This is a genomic window from Streptomyces sp. NPDC005866, assembly GCF_040629895.1.
GTDB lineage: Bacteria > Actinomycetota > Actinomycetes > Streptomycetales > Streptomycetaceae > Streptomyces.
Window position 1 is genome coordinate 162,540 of the sequence record NZ_JBEXWP010000015.1, and the last position, 22,201, is coordinate 184,740.

The following is a 22,201-nucleotide window of genomic DNA, read 5'->3' on the forward strand; positions in this document are numbered from 1 at the left end:
GCCGACACCGCCGCCGGAGGCGAACCATCCACCGACTGGCCGACAATGACCCGGTGAACGACCTCCTCGCCCCCCTCCTCACGCCCGAGGGCCGCGCCCTCCTCGCCGAGGTGCGCGGCACCGCGCCCGCCGACGAACTCGCCGTGGCGACCCGGCTGCGCCGCGAGCACCCCGCCGAGCTGGTGTCGGCGGCGCTCACCCAGGCCCGGCTGCGGCAGCGGGCGGTGGCGAAGTTCGGCGACGCGGACGCGGACCGCATGTTCTTCACACCGAACGGGGTCGAGCAGTCGACGCGGGCGAGCGTCGCCTCGTACCGGGCGGAGCGGCTGAAGGAGCTCGGGGTGACCTCGGTCGCCGACCTGTGCTGCGGCATCGGGGGCGACGCCATCGCCCTCGCGCGGGCGGGGATCCGGGTGCTCGCGGTGGACCGGGACCCGGTGACGGCGGCCGCGGCGCGGGCGAACGCCGACGCGCTGGGACTCGCCGGCCTGATCGAGGTGCGGGAGGCCGACGTCACGGAGGTGAACACGGACGGCTACGACGCCGTGTTCGTCGACCCGGCCCGGCGCGGCGGCCGCGGCCGCATCTTCGACCCGGAGGCCTACTCACCGCCCCTGTCCTGGGCGGTCGAGGCGGCCCGCAGGGCCTCGCACACCGCCGCGCTGAAGATCGCCCCCGGCGTCCCGCACGAGGCGGTCCCGGCGGACGCCGAGGCGGAGTGGATCTCGGACGCGGGCGATGTGAAGGAGGCGGTCCTGTGGTTCGGGACGGCGCCGGGGGCGATCCGCGCCACCCTCCTGCCCGGCCCGCGCACGCTGCTCGGCAGGGGCCTGCCCGATCCCCGGGTCCGTCCCGTGGGGCGGTACCTGTACGAGCCGGACGGCGCCGTCATCCGCGCCCATCTGGTCGCCGAGGTCGCCGAGGAGCTGGACGGCGGGCTCGTCGACCCGACGATCGCGTACATCACCGCCGACGGACTCCGCGCCACCGCCTACGCGACGCCGTACGAGATCACCGACCAACTCCCCTTCAACGTGAAGAAGTTGAAGGCACTGCTGCGCGAGCGCGAGGTCGGCACGCTGACCGTGAAGAAGCGCGGGTCGGCGGTGGAGCCGGAGGAGTTGCGCAGGAAGGTCAAGCCGCAGGGGCCGAACGCGGCGACCGTGTTCCTGACCCGGGTGGCGGGGGCGCCGACCATGCTCGTCGGCGCCCCCGCACCGGCTACTGGTGCTGAGCCGTCCTGAGCGAGCCGAGTTTCGGCCCGGCCGCCGGCCGGCCGGACTTGGCGGCGGCCGAGACGGGGTCACCGGCGTCCGTGCGCAGCCGGAACGTGCTCGCGGTCGAGGCGACGCCGTTGCAGTACGGCCGGTGCACGAAGTCGTTCCCGCTCGCGCTGATCGACGAGCCGGCCGTGTTCAGCGCGCCTGTCGTGACCGAGCCGGTGTCACCGAAGGCGATCGCGGCCTGGGTGCCGGCGGACTCGCGCAGCAGACAGCTCTTGGCCTCGTCGGACGGGGCGGGCCGGGAGGTCCACAGCACGGGCCCGTAGATGTTCATCGCCGAGCCCGCGGAGACCGCGTCCCGCCAGGTGCCGGCGTCGGCTCCAGCGCTCTGGCCAGCAGCAACTCCCGCTCCCGCTCGTTGCGTGCCAGCCCCGCCGCCCTTTCGAACTCCGCGCGGGCCTCCGTCGTACGCCCGAGACGTGCGAGCAGGTCGCCGCGCACGCTGGGCAGCAAGTGGTAGTCCCGCAGGGCGGGTTCTGCCGTCAGCGGTTCCACGATCGCCAGGGCCGCCGCCGGGCCGTCCGCCATCGACACGGCCACCGCCCGGTTCAACTCGACGACCGGGGACGGGGACCGGGCGGCCAGCAGACCGTACAGGGTGGCGATGGCCGTCCAGTCCGTCTCCTCGTACGTGTACGCGTGCGCGTGGCAGGCCGCGATGGCCGCCTGGAGGACGTACGGCCCCGGGGCCCCCGTCGCGGTGGCTTCCGCGCGGGCGAGCGCCCTGATCCCGCGGGCGATGAGCATGCGGTTCCAGCGGCGGCGGTTCTGGTCCCTCAGGAGGACCGGCTCGCCGTCGGGGCCGGTGCGGGCGGCCGTACGGGAGGACTGGAATTCGAGGAGCGCGGTGAGGGCGTGGACCTCCGGTTCCTTCGGCATCAGGGAGGACAGGACGCGGGCCAGCCGCAGCGCGTCCTCGCACAGCGACGGGCGCAGCCAGTCGTCGCCCGCCGTGGCCGCGTACCCCTCGTTGTGGATCAGGTAGATGACGTCGAGGACGGAACCGAGCCGGGCCTCGCGGTCGGGGCCGTACGGCACCTCGAAGGCGATGTTCCTCGCGGCGAGGGTGCGCTTGGCGCGGACGATGCGCTGGGCGATCGTCGGCTCGGGGACGAGGAAGGCGCGGGCGATCTCGGCCGTGCTCAGACCGCCGAGGAGGCGCAGGGTGAGGGCCGTGCGGGCCTCCGGCGACAGCACCGGGTGGCAGGTGGTGAAGACCAGGCGGAGCAGGTCGTCGTCGATGTCGTCCGGGTCGGCGGGCTCCTCCGGCGGGGCGGCCGTCTCCATGCCGCGGCCGATCTCCGCCAGCTTGCGGGCGTAGTTCTCCCGGCGCCGGACCAGGTCGACGGCACGATGGCGGGCGGTGGTCATGAGCCAGGCGCCCGGGTTGTCGGGCACCCCGTCCCGCGGCCACTGCTCGAGCGCGGCGACCAGCGCGTCCTGCGCCAGTTCCTCCGCGATGCCGACGTCCCGGACGATCCGGGCGACGCCGGCGATCACGCGGGGCGACTCCAGGCGGAAGACGGTCTCGATGGCGTGCCGGGGATCGGCGTCGGCGGAGGGCTGTGGTCTCACAGCCCCCCATTCGACACCCCCGGACGGCGGTACGCCAGGAGGGTCAGCCCTCCGCGATCTCCCGCACCTCGCAGGTCACCGTCCAGAACTCCTCGTGCACCTTGAGGAACCGCTTGGTCCACTCCAGGGCCTCGGCCCTGTCCTTGCACTGCATGATCGCGTAACCGCCGATGACCTCCTTGGACTCGGTGAACGGCCCGTCGGTGACGGAGATCTTCCCGCCCTCCCAGTGCACCCGGGTGCCCTGGGCGGTGGGCGTGAGCCCTGCGGTGTCCAGCATCACGCCGGCCTTGGTGATCTCCTCGATCAGCTCGCCCATCCGCTGCATCAGCGCCTCGCTGGGCCCCTCGGCGGGGGCGGCGGCCTCGTCGATCCGCACGAGCGACAGGTAACGGGGCATGGTGACTCCTCGGGTTCCTGCGGGGTCTCTCCCCGCATCTCACCCTTGCGTCGAACGACCCGCCCCGGGATCGACACGCACGCCGAATTCCCCGAAGTATTTTTCCGGCGAGGATCCCGCTACTTCAGCGAGTCCCACAGTTCGCTCGCCTCCGGCTCCTCCGCCACCACCCTGTTGGGATCGGAGGGAGCGGTCCGCACGGGCATCATCACCGTCCTGACGTGGTCCGAGGTCAGGCCCTTGAGGCTCTGGCCGAGGCGCATCAGTTCGCTGAGCGAGTCCAGGCCCGTGTCGGTGGTGAGGCTGGAGGTGACCGCGTCGGCGACCTCGTAGAGCTTGGCCGGGTTGCTCAGGAGACTGATGGAGGCCATCTGGTCCAGCAGGGCCTTCACCAGTTTCTGCTGGAGGCCTATCCGGCCGAGGTCGCTGCCGTCGCCTATGCCGTGCCGGGTGCGGGCCAGCGCCAGGGCCGTGGTGCCGTCGAGGTGGTGGGTGCCCTTCTTCAGGTGCAGATGGCTGTCGTTGTCGTCGATGTCCTGGTCGGTGGTCACGGTCACCCCGCCCAGCGCGTCCACCAGCTTCGCGAAGCCGGAGAAGTCGATCTCCAGATAGTGGTCCATCCGTACGCCGGTGATCGACTCGACCGTCTTCACCGCGCACACCGCCCCGCCCATCGAGTAGGCGCTGTTGAACATCGCGTTGTGGGCGACGGACGTCGAGCCGCCGGAGGACAGCGGGCAGGCAGGGCGGGTGACCAGCGTGTCGCGCGGGATGCTGACGACGGTCGCCTCGGTGCGGCCCGCGTCGATGTGGACGACCATCGCCGTGTCGGAGCGGGCGCCCGAGTTGTCGCCGCCGCCGAGTTTCTGGTTCTCCTTGCCGCTGCGCGAGTCCGAGCCCAGCACCAGGACGTTCACGGAACCGGTCGGCAGCGGCGAGGCGGACGCGGTGGCCGTCGGCGTGGTCACCGCCTTCGCCGGACGGTCGTCGCCGAGCGCGCTGTTGATGTCGACGCTCTTGATGTTGTCGTTGAGGTGCCAGTAGACCCACCCCGCGCCCGCGATCCCCAGCGTCATGACCCCCGCCAGGGCGAGGCCGACGATCTTCAGCCCTCTGGACCGCCGGCCCACCCGCATGCCCGCGCCGCCTTGCTCCTCGTGTCCCGTCACAAGACAGGAACGTAAGTCCGAATTATTAGGGGACTGTTAGCACGAGCACGGCAAAGACGTTTTCTTCGGAAAATCTCACTCTTCTGAGGCCGGATTCAGGCCAAGGTGACGGGCGGCGTTATAGGCGGCGTTCGCGCCTTCCGAAAGTTTCGGTCGCGCAACCGATTGACTTCGGAGGAGTGTGGAGGTGGCCACGCCGCCCGTCAACACGCCGGCTTCCGGCCGCCGGCGTCACTTCCCGGCCGGCGCCGTCGTGCTCGACCGCACCACCAGGCTGGTCGCCAGCTCCACCCGGGTCGCGGTGGTGGCCTCCTCGGCCCGCCCCATCTCCAGCACCAGCCGCGCCGCCGCCTCTGCCATCTCGGTGAGCGGCTGCCGTACGGTCGTCAGCGGCGGGCCCACCCAGCGGGCCACCGGCAGATCGTCGAACCCCACGACGCTCACGTCCTCCGGGATCCGCAGCCCCAGCTCGCGCGCGGCCTCGTACAGCCCCATGGCCTGCAGGTCGTTGCCGGTGAAGACGGCGGTGGGCCGGTCCGGCATGCGCAGCAGCTCCAGGCCGAGCCGGTAGCCGGCGTCGTGGTGGAAGTCCCCGGCCTTGACCAGGCTCTGGTCGACGGGCAGCCCGGCGGTCTCCAGCGCGGCCCGGTACCCGTCCACCCGGGCCCGGCTGCACATCATCCGCGAGGGCCCGCTGATGGCCCCGATGCGCCGGTGCCCCAACTCGACGAGGTGCCGGGTGGCGGCCAGGCCCCCCTGCCAGTTCGTGGCCCCGATCGACGGGACGTCGGGCCCGGGGTCCCCCGCCGGATCCATCACCACGAACGGAATGGACCGGCTCATCAGCAGCGCCCGCTGCGACTCGTCCAGCCCCGACAGCACCAGCACCACGCCGTGCGGCCGCCGCGCTGCGACTTGGTCGGCCCAGGTCCGCCCCGGAGTGAGCCGCCCGGCGCTCTCACTGAGCACCACACTCAGCCCGGCGTCCCGGGCCACGTTCTCCACCCCCCGGATGACCTCCATCGCCCAGGCGCTCTCCAGCTCGTGGAAGACCAGGTCGATCAGCGGCGACCGGGAGGCCTCTGCGCGGCGCCGCCGGTAGCCGTAGGCGCGCAGCAGGTCCTCGACACGGGTGCGGGTCGCGGGGGCGACGTCGGCGCGGCCGTTGAGGACCTTCGAAACAGTCGGAGCGGACACGCCGGCCTCACGGGCGATTTCGGCGAGCGTCGCCGTCTGCGTTTCTGCGGGCTTCGGAGGCGTCATGCCCGCGATCGTATCCCCGCACTCCCCCTTGACGAAGACCTGCGCACGCCATAGGTTCCCGGAACATTCGGTGTGTTGTACGAAACATTCGGGACGGGAGTTTCATGACCACCGCTCCTTGGCGAGACCCCGCACTGCCCGCCGCCGCCCGGGTCGACGACCTGCTCCCCCGGATGACCCTGGAGGAGAAGACCGCCCAGCTCTACGGCGTGTGGGTGGGCGCCACCACGGACGGCGACGGAGTCGCCCCGCTGCAACGCGAGATGACCGCCGACGACGACTGGGACGAGCTGATCACCCTCGGCCTCGGCCAGCTGACCCGCTCCTTCGGCACCGCCCCGGTGGTCCCGGCGCTGGGCGCGCGAGCGCTGGCCCGCGCCCAGCGCCGGATCACCGCCGCCGGCCGTTTCGGTATCCCGGCGATCGCCCACGAGGAGTGCCTGGCCGGCTTCACGGCCTGGCAGGCGACGGCCTACCCGGTCCCGCTGGCCTGGGGCGCGGCCTTCGACCCGCCGCTGGTCGAGGAACTGGGCCGGAGCATCGGTGCTGATCTGCGCTCGGTCGGCGTCCACCAGGGCCTGGCCCCCGTCCTGGACGTGGTCCGCGACCCGCGCTGGGGGCGGGTCGAGGAGACGATCGGCGAGGACCCGTATCTGGTGGGCACGATCGGCACGGCATACGTCCGGGGCCTGGAGTCGGCCGGGATCATCGCCACGCTGAAGCACTTCGCCGGGTACGCCTCCTCCGCCGGAGCCCGCAATCTGGCCCCGGTCCGGGCGGGGGTACGGGAGTTCGCGGACGTCACCCTGCCCCCGTTCGAGATGGCGCTGCGCGAGGGCGGGGCCCGTTCGGTGATGGCGGCGTACAACGAGACGGACGGGGTGCCGGCGTCCGCCGACCCCCGTCTGCTGACCGAACTGCTCCGCGAGGAATGGGACTTCACGGGAACCGTGGTCGCGGACTACTTCGGCATCGGCTTCCTCCAGACCCTGCACCGGGTGGCGGGCACGGAGGCGGAGGCGGCCCGTCTCGCCCTCGCGGCGGGCATCGACGTCGAACTGCCGACGCTGAAGTGCTACGGCCGCCCGCTGGTGGCGGCGGTGCGGGAGGGCACGATCCCCGAGTCCCTGGTGGACCGGGCGGCCCGCCGGGTCCTGCTCCAGAAGTGCGAGTCGGGACTGCTGGACGAGGACTGGGACCCGGAACCGGCCGGACCCGTCGATCTCGATTCTGCGGCGAACCGCGGCCTGGCCCGCCGCCTCGCCGAGGAGTCCGTGGTCCTGCTGGACAACCCCGACGGCGTGCTCCCCCTGGCCCCCGACACCCGCATGGCGGTGGTGGGCCCACGGGCGGCCGATGCCCTGGCCATGCTCGGCTGCTACTCCTTCCCGTCCCACGTCCTGACCCACCACCCGGAGGTGGACCTCGGCATCTCCGTCCCGACGCTCCTGCAGTCGCTGCGCGCCGAGCTCCCGGACGCGAAGGTGACGTTCGCCGAGGGCTGCGATGTCTCCGGCCCGGACACCGCCGGCTTCGAGGAGGCGGTGGCACACGCGGCGGAGGCGGACGTGTGCGTGGCGGTGCTCGGCGACCGGGCGGGCCTGTTCGGGCGGGGCACCTCGGGCGAGGGCTGCGATGTCACCGACCTGTCGCTGCCCGGCGTTCAGGCCGACCTGCTGGACGCGCTGCTCTCGACGGGCATCCCGGTGGTCCTGGTCCTGCTCACCGGCCGGCCTTACGCGCTGGGCCGCTGGCACGGCCGGCTGGGCGCGGTGGTGCAGGCGTTCTTCCCCGGGGAGGAGGGCGGCCCGGCGGTGGCGGGAGTGCTGTCGGGCCGCGTCAACCCGTCGGGGAGGCTGCCGGTCAGTGTCCCGCGGGTGCCCGGAGGCCAGCCCTGGACCTACCTTCAGCCCCCGCTCGGCCTGGCGGGCGAGGTCAGCAATCTGGACCCGACCCCGCTGTACCCGTTCGGGCACGGCCGCTCGTACACGACGTTCGCGTGGGAGCTGGTGTCGCGGGGCGCGGCCGAGATCGGCACGGACGGTTCGTACGACCTGACCGTGGCGGTCCGCAACACGGGCGAGCGGGCCGGCGCGGAGGTGGTGCAGCTGTACCTGCACGACCCGGTGGCGTCGGTGACCCGCCCGGACGTCCGCCTGATCGGCTACCGGCGCGTGGACCTGGCCCCGGGCGAGACCCGCCGGGTGACCTTCCGCTTCCACGCGGACCTCTCGGCGTTCACGGACCGGGAGGGGACACGGGTGGTGGAGCCGGGCGCCCTGGAGCTGCGGGCGGGAGCTTCGAGCGCGGAGGTCCGGGGCGCGGTACGGCTGCGACTGACGGGTCCGGTAAGGCGGTTGGGGCCGGACCGGATGCTGCGCTGCGAGACGGAGGTGGTCTGAGCGCAATCGGGGCGCGCTGGGCGACGGACCCCGCTAAGCGGATGGAGTTATCCGACCGACACCCGGATCCGACGGACGTGGCCGAGGCGCCAGGGCCTGTCCTAGTCGACGCCGGCCGACTCGAACCGCCAGCGGTGCACCGGGCGGGTCACCAGATCCTCCGGCGGGTCCTCGAGTTCGGGGAGGCCGGGGTCGTCGTACGACCCGTCCCACCAGGTGATCACCAGTACCCGGTCCTGCGGCGCCCGGAAGGTCTCCCGTCGCAGCGGAGCCTTCGGGAGGCTCTGTCGCCGCGCCCACGTCAGCAGCTCCGCGCCCCGGCCCGCCACCGCCCGCGCCTCCCACATCAACGCGACCGTCACGAGTAGAGGTTCTCCTTGCTGACCTCGTGCACATGGTCGTGGTCGTGGCCCGGGACGTGCGGGTCCGTCACCGGCAGGGAGCTGTCCGCCGAGAGGTCCCAGCTGGACGCGGCCCGGTTGCGCGCGACCAACTCGGCGCCGAGGGCGGCCACCATCGCGCCGTTGTCCGTGCACAGCTTGGGGCGCGGCACCCGGAGCCGGATGCCGGCGTCCTCGCAGCGTTGCTGCGCCAGGGCGCGCAGCCGGGTGTTGGCGGCGACACCGCCGCCGATCATCAGGTGGTCGACGCCCTCGTCGCGGCAGGCCCGTACGGCCTTGCGGGTCAGCACGTCCACGACCGCCTCCTGGAAGGAGGCCGCCACATCGCGGACCGGCACCTCCTCGCCGGCCGCCCGCCTGGCCTCGATCCAGCGGGCCACGGCGGTCTTGAGACCGGAGAAGGAGAAGTCGTAGAGCGGGTCGCGCGGGCCGGTGAGGCCGCGCGGGAAGGCGATCGCCGCCGGGTCGCCCTCGCGTGCGTAGCGGTCGATGACCGGGCCGCCGGGGAAGCCCAGGTTCAGCACGCGGGCGATCTTGTCGAAGGCCTCGCCGGCCGCGTCGTCGATGGTCGCGCCGAGCGGCCGTACGTCGGAGGTGATGTCCGAGGAGAGCAGCAGGGAGCTGTGCCCGCCGGACACCAGCAGGGCCATCGTCGGCTCGGGCAGCGGACCGTGTTCCAGCTGGTCGACGCAGATGTGGGAGGCGAGGTGGTTCACGCCGTACAGGGGCTTGCCGAGCGCGTACGCGTACGCCTTCGCCGCCGAGACGCCGACCAGCAGCGCGCCGGCCAGGCCGGGGCCGGCCGTGACCGCGACGCCGTCCAGGTCCTTCGCGCTCACGCCGGCGTCCTTCAGCGCGCGTTCGATGGTCGGAACCATCGCCTCCAGGTGCGCCCGGGACGCCACCTCGGGCACCACTCCGCCGAAGCGGGCGTGCTCGTCGACGGACGAGGCGATGGCGTCGGCGAGCAGGGTGGTGCCCCGGACGATGCCGACGCCGGTCTCGTCGCAGGAGGTCTCGATCCCCAGAACCAGGGGTTCGTCAGCCATTGATCTCGGTTCCTTGTTCGGAGGTGGGTCCGTCGGCGGGGCCACTGCCTGGTTTCGTCGTCAGGCGCATCACCAGGGCGTCCACGTTCCCCGGCTGGTAGTAGCCGCGTCTGAACCCGATGGGCTCGAAGCCGAACCGCTCGTAGAGCTTCTGGGCGCGGGTGTTGTCGACCCGGCACTCCAGCATGACCTCGGCGCACTCGAAGGCGGTCGCGGCCCGCAGCAGCTCGGTGAGGAGCTGTCCGCCGAGGCCGGTGCCCCAGAGGTCGCGGGCGACGGCGATGGTCTGGACGTCGCCGAGTTCGCCCTGGGCGGCGAGCCCCGCGTACCCGACGACCCGGTCGTCCTCCAGGGCGACCACGTACCGCCGGGTCGCCTCGGGGCCTCTCGCGTGCGCCAGCTCGGACCAGAACATCCCCCGCGACCAGGCGTCCTCGGGGAACAGGCTCTTCTCCAGCTCCAGGACCTGGTCGATGTCCCACCAGCGCATCTCGCGCAGCTGTGCGGTCACTTCGGCGTGACCACCTTGTAGTTCTTGGGCACCTGGGCGTCCGGCCGGCGCAGATACAGCGGCCGGGGCGCGGACAGCTCCTCGCCCGCGGCCAGCTTCTCGACGGCGAGCGAGGCGAGGGCGGCCGCGGAGACGTGCTCGGGTTCGCGCACCACCGGGAAGGTGGCGGGGTAGAGCATCGCGCCGGCCCCGACGGCGGGCAGGCCGGAGACCTGCTCGGCGATGTCGGCGGGCCGGTCGACGGCCGGATCCGTGAGCCGGGTGCGCGAGTCGGCGTACGTCGCCCAGTAGACCTCCTTGCGGCGGGCGTCGGTCGCCACGACGAACGGACTCTTCTCGACGCCGGCCGCGTAGGCGAGCCCGTCGAGCGTGCACAGTCCGTGCACGGGCACGCCCAGCGCGAGCCCGAAGGTGTCCGCGGTCATCAGACCGACCCGTAGGCCGGTGTAGGGACCGGGACCGACGCCTACGACGATCCCGGTGACGGCGTCCAGCTTGACCCCGGCCTCGGCGAGAACGCGGTCGACGGCCGGCAGCAGCAGCTCGCCGTGCCGGCGCGCGTCCACCTGGCTCGACGAGGCGATGACGGCCGCACCGTCGTGCAACGCGACGGTGACGGCGGGGGTGGCGGTATCCAGAGCGAGCAAGAGCACGCGAACAGCCTACGGCTCCGGCGCCGTGAGCACGGCCGCCGGGGACGGACGGTCACTGGCTGCTACGGTCTGCACGAAGTACGACATATACGGCGAGTCAGAGGTGGCGCACGTGTCAGGGACCAGCTCGGGAATCGTGGCCGGCCTCACCGCGGCGGCCGTCGGGGCGGTCGGTCTCCTCGCCTATCAGGCCTCGGCCACCGTCCCGCCCGGCCTCGGCGGCAGGCCCGCGTCGAGCCCCGCCCCGGGGGCACCGGCGTCCAAGGCACCCCGGGACCAGCGCCACCCCTCTGCCCTGCCGAACAGCTCCGGAACGGGTGAACGGGTGGTGTACTCGGTGGACGACGACCGGGTCTGGCTCGTCAGCGAGCGCAACCGTGTCGAGCGCACCTTCAAGGTGCACCCCGGCACGATCGATCCGGCCCTGGGCACCTACTGGGTGACGTCCCGCTCCAAGGCGGTCACGGGCACGGACGGCCTCCCCATCGAACACGTCGTGCGCTTCACCACGACGAAGGACGGCTCGGCGATCGGCTTCAGCGCGGTCAGCGGCAACGGCAACGGCGCGACGGAAACCCCCGACCCGACGGTGAAAACAGGCGGCATCCGCGAGACCCGTCCGGACGGCGACGCGATGTGGATGTTCGCGACGATCGGGGTGAAGGTCGTCGTGATCCGCTGACCCGCCTACCGGCCGGCCCCACGCCTACGCGGCCTTACGGCCCTGCTCAGCCGGCCTCGCAGGCACTTCCGGCGTTTTCGGCGGCCTGGACACCGCGTCAGCCGCCGCACAGGACGCCAGAAGCTCGCGCATGGAAACTCCGGCGGCGGCGAAGGGCCGCCGCTCCTTGGACTGGGACGCGGGCATGGACGCCTCCTGAGGTGCGGGGGCGGACGAAGTTAGGTAGACCTAACTACGGGCTGGGTACCATGTGACCACGCCCGGGACGCGAAACGCAATATCTTGCCGACACCTCGTCGGAACGTTCACGCGGTTCCCAGCCCAACGCACCGCGCCGGCGGCCGCCCAGGTCGCCGCTCAGGCGGACAGCACCGTCAGATCCACTCCGGCCCAGCGCTCCCCGCGCCCCGTGAGGGTCACATGCCGTACCTCGTCGGTCGTGTCCCCGACCGCCCGGTGGATCTGGACCATGAGCCGGTCCTCGGTCAGTTCCTCGACCTTGCCCTCGCCCCACTCCACGACGATCACTGACTCGGGCAGTGAGACGTCGAGGTCCAGGTCCTCCATCTCGTCGAGCCCGCCGCCCAGGCGGTACGCGTCGACATGGACGAGCGGCGGCCCGTCCCCGAGGGACGGATGGACACGCGCGATCACAAAGGTCGGCGAGGTGACGGCCCCGCGCACACCGAGCCCCTCGCCCAGCCCGCGGGTCAGTGTCGTCTTGCCGGCGCCGAGTTCCCCGCTGAGCATCACGAGGTCACCGGCGCGTAGCAACTTGGCCAGTCGGCGGCCCAGATCCCCCATCTGCCCGGGAGAGTTAACGATCAACTCCGTGCCGTTGCCGGCCCCGGCCCCCGCCAGGTCGTCAGCCTGGCTGTGCCGTGCTGCTGGTGCTTCCATAGCCACTTACCGTAGCTCCTGCCGGCACGGCACCCGCGCGGGTGAGCAGGTCGGCGAGGCGGTCGGTGACCACCTCCGGGTGTTCCAGCATGACCAGGTGCCCGGCGTCCGAGACCAGCACCAGTTCCGCCTCGGGCAGCAGATCGGCGATGACCTCGCTGTGCTCACTGGGCGTGACGAGATCCTGCACCCCGGCCAGCACCAGCACCGGCATGTCCTGGAAGTAGGCGAGCGCGGCGGTCTTGTCGTGGTCGGAGAAGGCCGGGTAGAACTCGGCGACCACGTCGATCGGAGTGGACTCGATCATCCGCTCGGCGAACCGCTCGACGGCCGGGTCGATCTCCCGGGACGCGAACGAGTACCGCTTGATGATCCCCGCGAAGAGATCGGCCGTGAACCGCCGCCCTTTCTCCACCAGCGCGGCCTGCTGCCCCAGCGCCTTCAGCACGCCCGGCAGCGCCCAGCGGACCGCGTTGACCCCGGCGACCGGCAGCCCGAAGTTGACCTCGCCGAGCCGCCCGGACGACGTGCCGACGAAGGCGGTGGCGACGACCCGCTTCTGGATCAGTTCGGGATAGTGGGCGGCCAGCGCCATCACGGTCATCCCGCCCATCGAGTGCCCGACCAGCACGATCGGCCCCTCGGGCACGGCCGCGTCGAGTACGGCCTTCAGGTCCCGGCCCAGCTGGTCGATGGTGAGCGCAATGCCCTCCTCGTGCTGGGCGACACCACGCCCGGAGCGGCCGTGGCTGCGCTGGTCCCAGTGCACGGTGCGGACGACCCCGCGCAGGGCCTCCCGCTGGAAGTGCCAGGAGTCCTGGTTGAGGCAGTAGCCGTGGCTGAAGACGACGGTGACGGGCGCGGGGGCCTTGCGGCCGAAGAGCCGGCGGCGGCGCGGGGAGACGGCCGGGCCGAGGTCAGGTTCCACCTCGTCGACCTCGTAGTACAGCTCGGTGCCGTCGTCGGCGATCGCCTTGCCGGGCTTGCCGCGCAGGGTGCCGTACGGTCCCGCAGAGTCCAGGGCCAGCCGGGCCTTGCGGCGCATCCCGCGGCCGACGGTCATCCGCTCCAGGGCGACCCCCGCGGCCGCCCCGGCGGCGAGCACTCCTATGGCGGCCCCGGCGATACCGGTGACCTTGCGCCAGCTCCCGTCCACCCCCGCGGCGGAGGCGATCACCCCCGTGGCGGAGGCGACGGCCGCCGCGGCGTCGGCTACGGCCTCCGCACTGCTCTCGCTCACGTACCGCTCCTCTTCGCCGTACTGCAGTTCGCTCGTTCGGTGATACGGGTGATGCTGGCAAGGTGAATGTCGCTGCTGTTACAGGTGTAACCGGGTTGTGCCGCGGCCGAACCCCGGACGTCAGTCGCCGTCCCCTGGTTCTTGCCCACTCGGTTCCCCGTTCACATAGACGCGGGGAACCCGGGTTCCGATGCGGGTGACGATTTCGTATGCAATCGTGCCCGCGGCCTGGGCCCAGTCCTCGGCGGTGGGCTCGCCCCGGTCGCCCGGGCCGAACAGCACGGCCTCGGAGCCGACTTCGGGCTCGTCGCCGCCGAGGTCGACGACGAACTGGTCCATGGCGATGCGCCCGGCGGCCGTCCGCCACTTGCCTCCGACCAGGACGGGGCCGGTACCGGAGGCGTGACGCGGAATACCGTCCGCGTAGCCGACGGGGACGAGTCCGAGAGTGGTCTCGCCGGGCGTGACGTAGTGGTGGCCGTAGCTGACACCGTGGCCGACCGGTACGTGCTTCACCAGGGCGAGGGAGGCGGACAGGGTCATCACCGGGCGCAGGCCGAAGTCGGCCGCGCTGCCCATTTCGGGGCTGGGCGAGAGGCCGTACATGGCGATACCTGTGCGGATCAGGTCGAAGTGGGACTCGGGGAGGGTGAGGGCGGCCGGCGAGTTGGCGATGTGCCGCACCTCGGGGCGCGCGCCCCGCTCCTCGGCGTGCCCGAGCATCTCCCGGAACACGGTGAGCTGGGCGGCGATGGAGGGATGGCCAGGCTCGTCGGCGCAGGCGAAGTGCGACCAGAGTCCCGTGATCCGGAGCAGCCCCGCCGTCTGCGCGCGGAGCGCCTCTCCGACCAGCTCGGGCCAGTCGGCGGGCTGGCAGCCATTGCGCCCGAGGCCGGTGTCGGCCTTGAGCTGCACGCGCGCGGGGCGCCCGGCGGCGCGTGCGGCCGCGACGACCTCCCGCAGGGCCCACATCCCGCTCACCGACACGTCGAGGTCTGCCTCGATGGCCTCCCGCCACGGGCCGCCCGGGGTCCACAGCCAGCACATGATCCGTACGTCCGCGGGCAGCCCGGGGTCCGCGCGCAGCCGCAGGGCCTCCTCCGGGGTGGCCGTACCGAGCCAGCCCGCGCCCGCGCGTACGGCCGCGCGGGCACATCGGGCCGCCCCGTGGCCGTACGCGTCGGACTTCACCACGGCCATCAGGGCCGCGCCCGGCGCGAGGGCGCGCAGGGTCCGCACATTGGTCCGCAGGGCGGCCAGATCGATCTCGGCGCGGGCGCGCAGGGGCGCGGTCGGTGCAGTCGCTGTCTCACTCATCGCGCCCCCAGTGTCTCAGAGGCCTCTGGCGGCCCTCCGGTGCAGGGCCTGGTACGGGCCCCCGTCACCCTCGGGTACCCCAGGGCACCGGATCAGGTACCCGTCCGGTGCCCCCACACGTAAACCTTGTCGCCCTTCTTCAGCACGCCCCACAGTTTCTTCGCGTCGCCGAGCTTGAGGTTCACGCAGCCCCAGGAGCCGACGGTGGTGTAGATGGAGCCGTAGACGGCGTGGAAGGCCTGGCCGCCGTCGAAGAACTGGGCGTACGGCATGGGCGAGTTGTACAGCGTGGACCAGTGGTTCTTGTGCCGCCAGTAGACGGAGTGCCAGCCGGCCCGGGTCGCGTACCCCTTCTTCCCGCTGCGCATCTGCACCGGCCCGAAGACCACCTTGCTGCCCTTCTGCACCCAGGTGACCTGCCGGTTGAGGTCGACACAGGCGACCCGGTACGACTTCACGGGGCAGTTCTTCTTGGCGTTCGGGTTCTTCTTCGCCGACAGGAGCATCATCTGGTACCACGTCACGGGCCCCGCGAACCCGATCGTCGGCTTGATCTTGTACTTCTTCTGGAACTTCTGGATGGCCTTGCAGTCGGACATGGACTGCTTCCCGTCCACCTTCAGCTTCAGCCACTGCTCGATCTGCCGCTGGTACGGCCCGGTCAGCTTGCTGCAGCTCACCTTGGAGACGGCGTCGCTGAGCGGCACGTACTCGATGAGGTCGTACGCCCCCGGTGCCGCCGCCCTGGGCTCGACGGCGTCCTCCTTGGCGCTGGGCGTGTACACCTTCGGCGGCAGCATCTGGTCGGGGGTGTCGACCTGCCAGGGCTGCCCGGGGCCGGGCCCGACCCCCGGCACCAGATCCGACTCCGGGATGAAGGCGGGGGGTTGGGGAGCGGTGTCCGCGGCGACACTTCCGGCCCCGATGCAGAGAACGGTCACGGCGGCGACGAGGGCCCCTGCGGCACCACGCGCAAATCCGCGCCGATTACGCATGATTCGTCCACTAATCATGCAATCAGACAACCCCGCGTACCCGGAAATTCCGGGAAGCCGCGCGGCCAGGTCACCCGACGGATGCACCAGCCTCCGGCGGGACGGAGGACGCATGCGGCCGACGCGAGCCGAGCGCCCTCAGGGGCGCGCAGAACTGGGCGACCAGCCCCCGCTCACCCGCACCCGGGCCAACTTATGGGGTAGGGCGCGCGGCCCCGTGACGGTGAGGTATTGCCTCACCGAGTCGGGCGAGGGGGCGGGAAAACTCCCCGCCATGCCGCAGGCAACTCCTCAGCCACCGCATGCGCGACCGTCGGCGCCCCCTCCGACGCGAACCGCCCCGCGAGGCCGTGCAGATACGCCGCCACACTCCCCGCGTCCCGCCCGTCCAGCCCGGACGCCAGCAGCGACCCCGCCAGTCCCGACAGCACGTCTCCACTCCCGGCGGTGGCGAGCCACGGCGTCCCCGTCGCGTTCACCCGCACAGCCGCCCGTCCCCCCGGCTCCGCCACCAGCGTCGTCGACCCCTTGAGCAGCACCGTCGCCCGATACGCCGCCGCCAGCTCCCGCACCGCCGTGAGCCGGCCGGCCTCGACCTCCTCCCGCCGTACCCCCAACAGGGCCGCCGCTTCCCCGGCGTGAGGCGTCATCAGCGTCGGTGCCGTACGACCCCGTACCGTGTCCCGGTCGGCGAGCCGCAGGCCGTCCGCGTCGACCAGCACCGGCACCTCCGCCTCCAGCACCTCGGCGACGATCTCGGCCTGGTCCCCGACCCCCGGCCCGACCACCCACGCCTGCACCCGCCCGGCCTTGCGCGGCCCCCCGTCCGACACCAGCGTCTCGGGAAATCGGGCCAGCACCTCGCCGCCCGCGGGTCCGACGTACCGTACGGCCCCGGCCCCGCCCCGCAGCGCGCCTGCGACGGCGAGCACGGCGGCCCCGGGATAACGGGCCGACCCGGCCGCGACGCCCACCACCCCGCGCCGGTACTTGTCGCTCTCCGCGGACGGCACCGGCAGCAGCCGCGCCACGTCCACGTCCTGCAACGCCTCCAGCTCGGCCTCCTCGGGCAGTTCAAGGCCGATGTCGACCAGCCGCACCGAACCGGCGTACTCCCGCGCCGGATCGATCAGCAGCCCCGGCTTGTGCGTCCCGAAGGTCACGGTCAGGTCCGCCCGCACCGCCGCTCCCCGCACCTCACCGCTGTCCGCCTCCACCCCGCTCGGCAGGTCCACGGCGACGACGGCGGCCCGCGACCGCTCGACCACGGCGACCAGCGCGGCCGCCTCGGGCCGCAGGCCGCCCTTCCCGCCGATCCCCACGATCCCGTCGACGACGAGATCGGACCGCAGGATCAACTCCTCGGCGTCACCGGCGAGTACGGCCGTACCACCGGCCCGGCGCAGCGCCGCCAGACCGCCGGCGTGCGTGCGCTCGGGGGTCAGGAGTACGGCGGTCACCCCCGCCCCTCTCCTCGCCAGCCGTGCCCCGGCGTAGAGCGCGTCGCCGCCGTTGTCCCCGCTGCCGACCAGCAGCACCACCCGGCTGCCGTACACCCGTCCGAGCAAGTCGGCGCAGGCGGCGGCCAGCCCGGCGGCGGCCCGCTGCATCAGCGACCCTTCCGGCAGCCGCGCCATCAACTCCCGCTCGGCCGCCCGTACCGTCTCCACGCTGTAAGCAGTCCGCATGCCCCGAGTCTCCCCCGGAACCGGTGGGACGCGCATCCGCCCACCCCGCCCGGGTCACCCCTCCGCGATCACCACCGCCGACGCCACCCCGGCGTCATGGCTGAGCGACACATGCCAGGACCGGACACCGAGTTCCGCCGCGCACGCGGCCACGCTCCCCTTCACCCGCAGGCGCGGCCGCCCGCTGTCCTCCACGAACACCTCCACGTCCGTCCAGAGCAGCCCGGGCGGCGCGCCCAGCGCCTTGGCCAGCGCCTCCTTGGCCGCGAACCGCACCGCGAGCGAGGCGATACCGCGCCGCTCGCCACTGGGCAGCAACAACTCCCGCTCCACGAACAGCCGGCCGGCGAGCGCGGGAGTCCGCTCCAGCGACTCCCGGAACCGGTCGATCTCAGCGACGTCGATCCCTACCCCGATGATGCTCACCGGGGCACTCTACGATCCGCCCGGCTACCACGCGGAACCCCGTCGTGGCCCACGCTCAGCCCTGCTCCTCCGAGTCCGCTCCTCCGAGTCCGCGGCGAAGAGCTCCTCGGCCGACGTGGCGCTGAGGGAACGGTCGAACCAGACAACCAGCGTGTCGAGGTCGGTGCACGAGCTGATCCGCTCCCGCGTCTCCTCGGGAACAGGGATGCCGCGCTTCTCCAGCACACGCAGGATCAGCGAGGCACGGTCCTCGGCCTGGCCTTCGGCCCTGCCCTCCGCCTTGCCTTCTGCCTTGCCCTCCAGGTAGGCCGACTCACGGACCGCCCCGCGACCGGGGAAGAAGGTGATGTGCGACGTGATTTCCCTCAGTTTCTTTCCGGTGGGTTGTCCTGTCCCCTCACTCCACCGTCACGGACTTCGCCAGGTTGCGTGGCTGGTCCACCTCGTTGCCGCGGGCCGTGGCCAGTTCGCAGGCGAAGACCTGGAGGGGGACCGTGGCGACGAGGGGCTGGAGCAGGGTGGGGGTGGCCGGGATCCGGATCAGGTGGTCGGCGTACGGGACCACCGCCTCGTCCCCCTCCTCCGCGATCACGATCGTGCGCGCACCCCGGGCCCGGATCTCCTGGATGTTGGAGACGATCTTGTCGTGGAGGACGGACCGTCCGCGCGCGGACGGGACCACGACCACCACCGGCAGGTCCTCCTCGACCAGCGCGATCGGGCCGTGCTTCAGCTCGCCCGCCGCGAAGCCCTCGGCGTGCATGTACGCCAGTTCCTTGAGCTTCAGGGCGCCTTCGAGGGCGACCGGGTAGCCGACGTGCCGGCCCAGGAACAGCACCGTCTTCTTGTCGGCGAGGGAGCGCGCGAGCGCCCGTACCGGCTCCATGGTCTCCAGGACCCGCTCGACCTCGCCGGAGATGTGCGAGAGGTCCCGGATCACGGCGCCGACCTCGTCGCCCCACTTGGTGCCCCGCACCTGGCCCAGGTAGAGGGCGACCAGATAGCAGGCCACCAGCTGGGTGAGGAACGCCTTGGTCGAGGCGACCGCGACCTCCGGCCCGGCGTGGGTGTACAGCACCGCATCCGACTCACGCGGAATCGTCGAACCGTTGGTGTTGCAGATGGCCAGGACTTTCGAGCCCTGTTCCCGCGCATGCCTGAGAGCCATCAGGGTGTCCATGGTCTCGCCTGACTGGGAAATGGCGATCACCAGGCTCCGCGAGTCCAGGATCGGGTCCCGGTAGCGGAATTCGCTCGCCAGCTCCACCTCGCACGGGATGCGCGTCCAGTGCTCGATGGCGTACTTGGCGATCAGGCCGGCATGGAAGGCCGTACCGCATGCGACGATGACGACCTTGTCGACCTCCCGCAGCTCGGCGGCGCCGATCCGGACCTCGTCCAGGGTCAGGGAGCCGGCCGCGTCGATACGGCCCAGGAGCGTATCGGCGACCGCCTTGGGCTGCTCGGCGATCTCCTTGAGCATGAAGTAGTCATAACCCCCCTTTTCCGCTGCCGACGCGTCCCAGTCGACGTGGTACGCGCGGACGTGCGCCGGGGCGCCGTCGAAGCCCGTCACCGTCACGCCGTCCCGGCGCAGCTCCACCACCTGGTCCTGGCCCAGCTCGATCGCCGACCGCGTGTGGGCGATGAACGCGGCGACGTCCGAGGCGAGAAAGGCCTCGCCCTCTCCAACGCCCACCACCAGCGGGGAGTTCCGGCGCGCGCCCACCACCACGTCCGGGTCGTCGGCGTGCACCGCGACCAGTGTGAACGCGCCCTCCAGGCGCCGGCACACCAGGCGCATCGCCTCCGCCAGATCGGCGGTGACGGAGAACTCCTCCGCCAGCAGATGCGCGACCACCTCGGTGTCCGTCTCGGAGGCCAGGTCGTGCCCGCGCTCCGCCAACTCGGCGCGCAGCGCGGCGAAGTTCTCGATGATCCCGTTGTGGACGACGGCGACCCGGCCCGCGTTGTCGAGATGCGGATGCGCGTTGGCGTCCGTCGGCCCGCCGTGCGTGGCCCAGCGGGTGTGCCCGATCCCGGTCGCCCCGCTCGGCAGCGGCCGCTCGGTCAGCTCCTTCTCCAGGTTGACCAGCTTCCCGGCCTTCTTCGCCGAGGCCAGCCCGCCGTCCGCGAGCACGGCGACGCCCGCCGAGTCGTACCCGCGGTACTCCAGCCGCTTCAGCCCGGCGACCACCACATCGAGCGCCGACTGCGCCCCCACGTATCCAACGATTCCGCACATGAGCGGCAGCCTAAGTGCCGACGCCCGCCCGAACACGGCTCAGCGTGCCCGAATTCGGAAATTATGGCGCCGATCCACGCCAGGGCAGCGGGCTTCGCCTACGTCACCGCCCAGGCGGCCGTGGACGCGGCGAACTCCGCCGCGCAGGTCGCCAAGCCCGCCAACGACGCCGTCCAGTTGGGCTCCCCGTACCTCACCACGGACTCGGCCGCGAGCCTCGTGGTGCTGTCCGGGCACCGTCGAAGACGATCGCCGAGCGGCAGAAGGCCGTCGCCGAAGCGCACGCGAAGAACGCAGCGGAGGAGGCCGCCGCCGCGAGGCCCATCGCCGACCAAGATCTTGCTGTCCGCGGGAGTCATGGCGACGCTGGAAAACGACGCCAGCAACCCGGAAAGGCTTCTGGTGTTCGGCATGATGTCCGATTTGCCGCCCGCGCTGAGACCCACCTTCGTGTCACCGGCGGTTTAGCAGCTTGGACCTGCCTCCCGAAGCCCCGCCGGGGGTCATCGCCGAGCGCAACACACTGGCCGACGAGGTGTGCCGGGAGCCGGCCCGAGCTGGGCTCCCTGCCCATCGGGGCGACCTCGACGATGCAGAGCGGAAGCCCGGGGCGCGTGTGCACGTGGAGCCCTTCGTCGAAGACGGGGTCTTCGTGAACTGGCACGTGGACGCCGAGCTGAGAGACCCCGCCATCGAACTCTTCGCGCAGGGCATCGACTACTCGCACCCACCTCCCGTGGTCCGCCATTAGAACAGCGTCCTCCACTGCATGCGGGACGCTCCGCTGACTCGCCTCGGCGGGATTCCCGGTCGAGACACCGGACCGACAGGCACACGGGAGCATGGCCCACGTAACGGGCTTCCGCCCCTGATCCCACCCACGTAACGGGCTCCGCCGCAGCCGACCGGGTTCGGCTGCGGCGGAGCCCGCCCTGCTCCCCACGTGACCCACCCCACCCCCCGCCCAGTTCAATCTCCGTTAACAATGGACTGTGATCTCTCCGGTCTCCCCGATGCCCCGGAGCGCCCACCGGCACAGGCCGGAGGCGACTCCCTACGTCGACCTCACCCGTTCCGAGTGGAGCGCGCTGCGCGACAAGACGCCGTTGCCGCTCACCGCCGAGGAGGTTGAGAAGCTGCGTGGCCTCGGCGACGTCATCGATCTCGACGAGGTGCGGGACATCTATCTCCCGCTGTCCCGGCTGCTCAATCTGTACGTCGGTGCCACGGACCGGCTCAGAGGCGCCCTGAACACCTTCCTCGGCGAGCAGGGCTCCCAGTCCGGCACCCCGTTCGTGATAGGCGTGGCGGGCTCGGTGGCCGTCGGGAAGTCGACCGTCGCCCGGCTCCTGCAGGCCCTGCTCTCCCGCTGGCCCGAGCACCCGCACGTCGAGTTGGTGACGACGGACGGCTTCCTGCTCCCCACCAGGGAGCTCGAAGCCCGCGGTCTGATGTCACGCAAGGGTTTCCCCGAGTCGTACGACCGCCGGGCCCTGACCCGCTTCGTCGCGGACATCAAGGCCGGCAAGGACGAGGTCACCGCCCCCGTCTACTCCCACCTCATCTACGACATCATCCCGGACCGGAAGCTCACCGTCCGGCGCCCCGACATCCTGATCGTCGAGGGGCTCAACGTCCTCCAGCCCGCCCTCCCCGGCAAGGACGGCCGCACCCGGGTCGGCCTCGCCGACTACTTCGACTTCAGCGTGTACGTCGACGCGAGCGCCGAGGACATCGAGCGCTGGTATCTGAACCGCTTCCGCAAGCTGCGGGCGACCGCCTTCCAGGACCCGGACTCGTACTTCAGGAAGTACACCCAGGTCTCCGAGGAGGAGGCCGTGGACTACGCCCGCGGTCTGTGGCGCACCATCAACAAGCCCAACCTGGCCGAGAACATCGCCCCCACCCGCGGCCGCGCCACCCTCGTCGTCCGCAAGGGCCCCGACCACAAGGTGCAGCGGCTGAGGCTGCGCAAGCTCTGACACACCCACCTGTTAAAAAG

21 protein-coding genes and 1 pseudogene are annotated in these 22,201 nt (G+C 71.9%); 6 read left to right on the forward strand and 16 right to left on the reverse strand.

Annotated elements, in window-relative coordinates; genetic code table 11:
• Positions 1 to 53 precede the first annotated feature (53 nt).
• On the forward strand, positions 54 to 1,244 hold the full coding sequence (locus ABZ396_RS23045) for a class I SAM-dependent methyltransferase (protein ID WP_358925413.1): 1,191 nt from the start codon (positions 54 to 56) through the stop codon (positions 1,242 to 1,244).
• On the opposite strand, the gene ABZ396_RS23050 is transcribed toward ABZ396_RS23045, so the two are convergent.
• The 5 genes from ABZ396_RS23050 to ABZ396_RS23070 all read right to left on the reverse strand — a co-directional run bounded on the left by ABZ396_RS23050 (position 1,222) and on the right by ABZ396_RS23070 (position 5,690).
• Positions 1,222 to 1,557 carry a hypothetical protein gene (locus tag ABZ396_RS23050; protein ID WP_358925415.1) on the reverse strand — a complete coding sequence of 112 codons (336 nt, stop codon included), beginning with the start codon at positions 1,555 to 1,557 and terminating at the stop codon, positions 1,222 to 1,224. The genes ABZ396_RS23045 and ABZ396_RS23050 overlap by 23 nt on opposite strands.
• A complete protein-coding gene (locus tag ABZ396_RS23055) occupies positions 1,554 to 2,858 on the reverse strand; it encodes an RNA polymerase sigma factor (RefSeq protein WP_358925417.1) in 1,305 nt (434 codons plus the stop codon). The genes ABZ396_RS23050 and ABZ396_RS23055 overlap by 4 nt, the downstream gene beginning before the upstream one ends.
• Before the next feature lie 43 nt (positions 2,859 to 2,901).
• Positions 2,902 to 3,258 carry a YciI family protein gene (locus ABZ396_RS23060; protein WP_358925419.1) on the reverse strand — a complete coding sequence of 119 codons (357 nt, stop codon included), beginning with the start codon at positions 3,256 to 3,258 and terminating at the stop codon, positions 2,902 to 2,904.
• A gap of 119 nt (positions 3,259 to 3,377) precedes the next feature.
• Entirely contained in the window at positions 3,378 to 4,394 is a 1,017-nt protein-coding gene (locus ABZ396_RS23065; RefSeq protein WP_358925445.1) for an LCP family protein, read from the reverse strand.
• Positions 4,395 to 4,658: 264 nt separating this feature from the next.
• Positions 4,659 to 5,690, reverse strand: coding sequence for a LacI family DNA-binding transcriptional regulator (locus tag ABZ396_RS23070; RefSeq protein ID WP_358925421.1), 1,032 nt, complete (start codon positions 5,688 to 5,690; stop codon positions 4,659 to 4,661).
• Between the two features lie 104 nt (positions 5,691 to 5,794).
• Here ABZ396_RS23070 and ABZ396_RS23075 point away from each other — a divergent pair, with 104 nt between their 5' ends.
• Positions 5,795 to 8,092: a glycoside hydrolase family 3 N-terminal domain-containing protein gene (locus tag ABZ396_RS23075; protein WP_358925422.1), complete on the forward strand. Its 2,298-nt coding sequence runs from the start codon at positions 5,795 to 5,797 to the stop codon at positions 8,090 to 8,092.
• 101 nt (positions 8,093 to 8,193) lie between these two features.
• Here the strand turns inward: ABZ396_RS23075 and ABZ396_RS23080 are convergent, their stop codons facing one another.
• The 4 genes from ABZ396_RS23080 to tsaB are packed head-to-tail and all read right to left on the reverse strand — an operon-like array spanning position 8,194 to position 10,706.
• Entirely contained in the window at positions 8,194 to 8,454 is a 261-nt protein-coding gene (locus ABZ396_RS23080; RefSeq protein ID WP_358925424.1) for a hypothetical protein, read from the reverse strand.
• A complete protein-coding gene (gene tsaD / locus ABZ396_RS23085; RefSeq protein WP_358925426.1) occupies positions 8,451 to 9,542 on the reverse strand; it encodes a tRNA (adenosine(37)-N6)-threonylcarbamoyltransferase complex transferase subunit TsaD in 1,092 nt (363 codons plus the stop codon). The genes ABZ396_RS23080 and tsaD overlap by 4 nt, the downstream gene beginning before the upstream one ends.
• Positions 9,535 to 10,032: a ribosomal protein S18-alanine N-acetyltransferase gene (rimI, locus tag ABZ396_RS23090; RefSeq protein ID WP_358925447.1), complete on the reverse strand. Its 498-nt coding sequence runs from the start codon at positions 10,030 to 10,032 to the stop codon at positions 9,535 to 9,537. Before rimI ends, tsaD begins: the two co-directional genes overlap by 8 nt.
• A 17-nt stretch (positions 10,033 to 10,049) precedes the next feature.
• Complete coding sequence (gene tsaB / locus ABZ396_RS23095; RefSeq protein WP_358925427.1) at positions 10,050 to 10,706, reverse strand: tRNA (adenosine(37)-N6)-threonylcarbamoyltransferase complex dimerization subunit type 1 TsaB; 657 nt, start codon at positions 10,704 to 10,706, stop codon at positions 10,050 to 10,052.
• Positions 10,707 to 10,818: 112 nt separating this feature from the next.
• Here tsaB and ABZ396_RS23100 point away from each other — a divergent pair, with 112 nt between their 5' ends.
• Complete coding sequence (locus ABZ396_RS23100) at positions 10,819 to 11,388, forward strand: hypothetical protein (protein ID WP_358925429.1); 570 nt, start codon at positions 10,819 to 10,821, stop codon at positions 11,386 to 11,388.
• A gap of 357 nt (positions 11,389 to 11,745) precedes the next feature.
• Here the strand turns inward: ABZ396_RS23100 and tsaE are convergent, their stop codons facing one another.
• The 7 genes from tsaE to glmS form a co-directional block, all read right to left on the reverse strand.
• Positions 11,746 to 12,288: a tRNA (adenosine(37)-N6)-threonylcarbamoyltransferase complex ATPase subunit type 1 TsaE gene (gene tsaE, locus ABZ396_RS23105; protein WP_358925431.1), complete on the reverse strand. Its 543-nt coding sequence runs from the start codon at positions 12,286 to 12,288 to the stop codon at positions 11,746 to 11,748.
• Positions 12,254 to 13,528, reverse strand: coding sequence for an alpha/beta hydrolase (locus ABZ396_RS23110; RefSeq protein WP_358925433.1), 1,275 nt, complete (start codon positions 13,526 to 13,528; stop codon positions 12,254 to 12,256). The genes tsaE and ABZ396_RS23110 overlap by 35 nt, the downstream gene beginning before the upstream one ends.
• 120 nt (positions 13,529 to 13,648) lie before the next feature.
• Positions 13,649 to 14,845 (reverse strand): alanine racemase, encoded by a 1,197-nt coding sequence (gene alr / locus ABZ396_RS23115; protein ID WP_358925435.1) that lies wholly within the window; start codon positions 14,843 to 14,845, stop codon positions 13,649 to 13,651.
• A gap of 92 nt (positions 14,846 to 14,937) precedes the next feature.
• Positions 14,938 to 15,786 (reverse strand): L,D-transpeptidase, encoded by an 849-nt coding sequence (locus tag ABZ396_RS23120; RefSeq protein ID WP_358925437.1) that lies wholly within the window; start codon positions 15,784 to 15,786, stop codon positions 14,938 to 14,940.
• 290 nt (positions 15,787 to 16,076) lie between these two features.
• A complete protein-coding gene (locus tag ABZ396_RS23125; protein ID WP_358925438.1) occupies positions 16,077 to 17,528 on the reverse strand; it encodes an NAD(P)H-hydrate dehydratase in 1,452 nt (483 codons plus the stop codon).
• 54 nt (positions 17,529 to 17,582) lie between these two features.
• Positions 17,583 to 17,954, reverse strand: coding sequence for a holo-ACP synthase (locus ABZ396_RS23130; protein ID WP_358925440.1), 372 nt, complete (start codon positions 17,952 to 17,954; stop codon positions 17,583 to 17,585).
• A gap of 397 nt (positions 17,955 to 18,351) precedes the next feature.
• Positions 18,352 to 20,199: a glutamine--fructose-6-phosphate transaminase (isomerizing) gene (glmS, locus tag ABZ396_RS23135; protein WP_358925442.1), complete on the reverse strand. Its 1,848-nt coding sequence runs from the start codon at positions 20,197 to 20,199 to the stop codon at positions 18,352 to 18,354.
• A gap of 78 nt (positions 20,200 to 20,277) precedes the next feature.
• Between glmS and ABZ396_RS23140 the strand changes: the two are divergent.
• From ABZ396_RS23140 to coaA, 3 genes and pseudogenes are all read left to right on the forward strand, one after another.
• Positions 20,278 to 20,534 (forward strand): annotated as a pseudogene (locus ABZ396_RS23140) (hypothetical protein); the annotation flags it as partial.
• A 137-nt stretch (positions 20,535 to 20,671) separates the two neighbouring features.
• Entirely contained in the window at positions 20,672 to 20,950 is a 279-nt protein-coding gene (locus tag ABZ396_RS23145) for a hypothetical protein (RefSeq protein WP_358925449.1), read from the forward strand.
• A gap of 262 nt (positions 20,951 to 21,212) precedes the next feature.
• Positions 21,213 to 22,181 carry a type I pantothenate kinase gene (gene coaA, locus ABZ396_RS23150; protein ID WP_358926870.1) on the forward strand — a complete coding sequence of 323 codons (969 nt, stop codon included), beginning with the start codon at positions 21,213 to 21,215 and terminating at the stop codon, positions 22,179 to 22,181.
• Positions 22,182 to 22,201: the final 20 nt, after the last annotated feature.

Bases quoted from the DNA above. Each gene is read 5' to 3' on its own strand.
- ABZ396_RS23125 (WP_358925438.1), bottom strand. From the start codon at position 17,528: ATGCGGACTGCTTACAGCGTGGAGACGGTACGGGCGGCCGAGCGGGAG.
- ABZ396_RS23065 (WP_358925445.1), bottom strand. From the start codon at position 4,394: ATGCGGGTGGGCCGGCGGTCCAGAGGGCTGAAGATCGTCGGCCTCGCC.
- ABZ396_RS23070 (WP_358925421.1), bottom strand. From the start codon at position 5,690: ATGACGCCTCCGAAGCCCGCAGAAACGCAGACGGCGACGCTCGCCGAA.
- rimI (WP_358925447.1), bottom strand. From the start codon at position 10,032: ATGCGCTGGTGGGACATCGACCAGGTCCTGGAGCTGGAGAAGAGCCTG.
- tsaD (WP_358925426.1), bottom strand. From the start codon at position 9,542: ATGGCTGACGAACCCCTGGTTCTGGGGATCGAGACCTCCTGCGACGAG.
- coaA (WP_358926870.1), top strand. From the start codon at position 21,213: ATGCCCCGGAGCGCCCACCGGCACAGGCCGGAGGCGACTCCCTACGTC.
- ABZ396_RS23050 (WP_358925415.1), bottom strand. From the start codon at position 1,557: ATGAACATCTACGGGCCCGTGCTGTGGACCTCCCGGCCCGCCCCGTCC.
- glmS (WP_358925442.1), bottom strand. From the start codon at position 20,199: ATGTGCGGAATCGTTGGATACGTGGGGGCGCAGTCGGCGCTCGATGTG.
- alr (WP_358925435.1), bottom strand. From the start codon at position 14,845: ATGAGTGAGACAGCGACTGCACCGACCGCGCCCCTGCGCGCCCGCGCC.
- ABZ396_RS23060 (WP_358925419.1), bottom strand. From the start codon at position 3,258: ATGCCCCGTTACCTGTCGCTCGTGCGGATCGACGAGGCCGCCGCCCCC.
- tsaE (WP_358925431.1), bottom strand. From the start codon at position 12,288: ATGGAAGCACCAGCAGCACGGCACAGCCAGGCTGACGACCTGGCGGGG.
- ABZ396_RS23075 (WP_358925422.1), top strand. From the start codon at position 5,795: ATGACCACCGCTCCTTGGCGAGACCCCGCACTGCCCGCCGCCGCCCGG.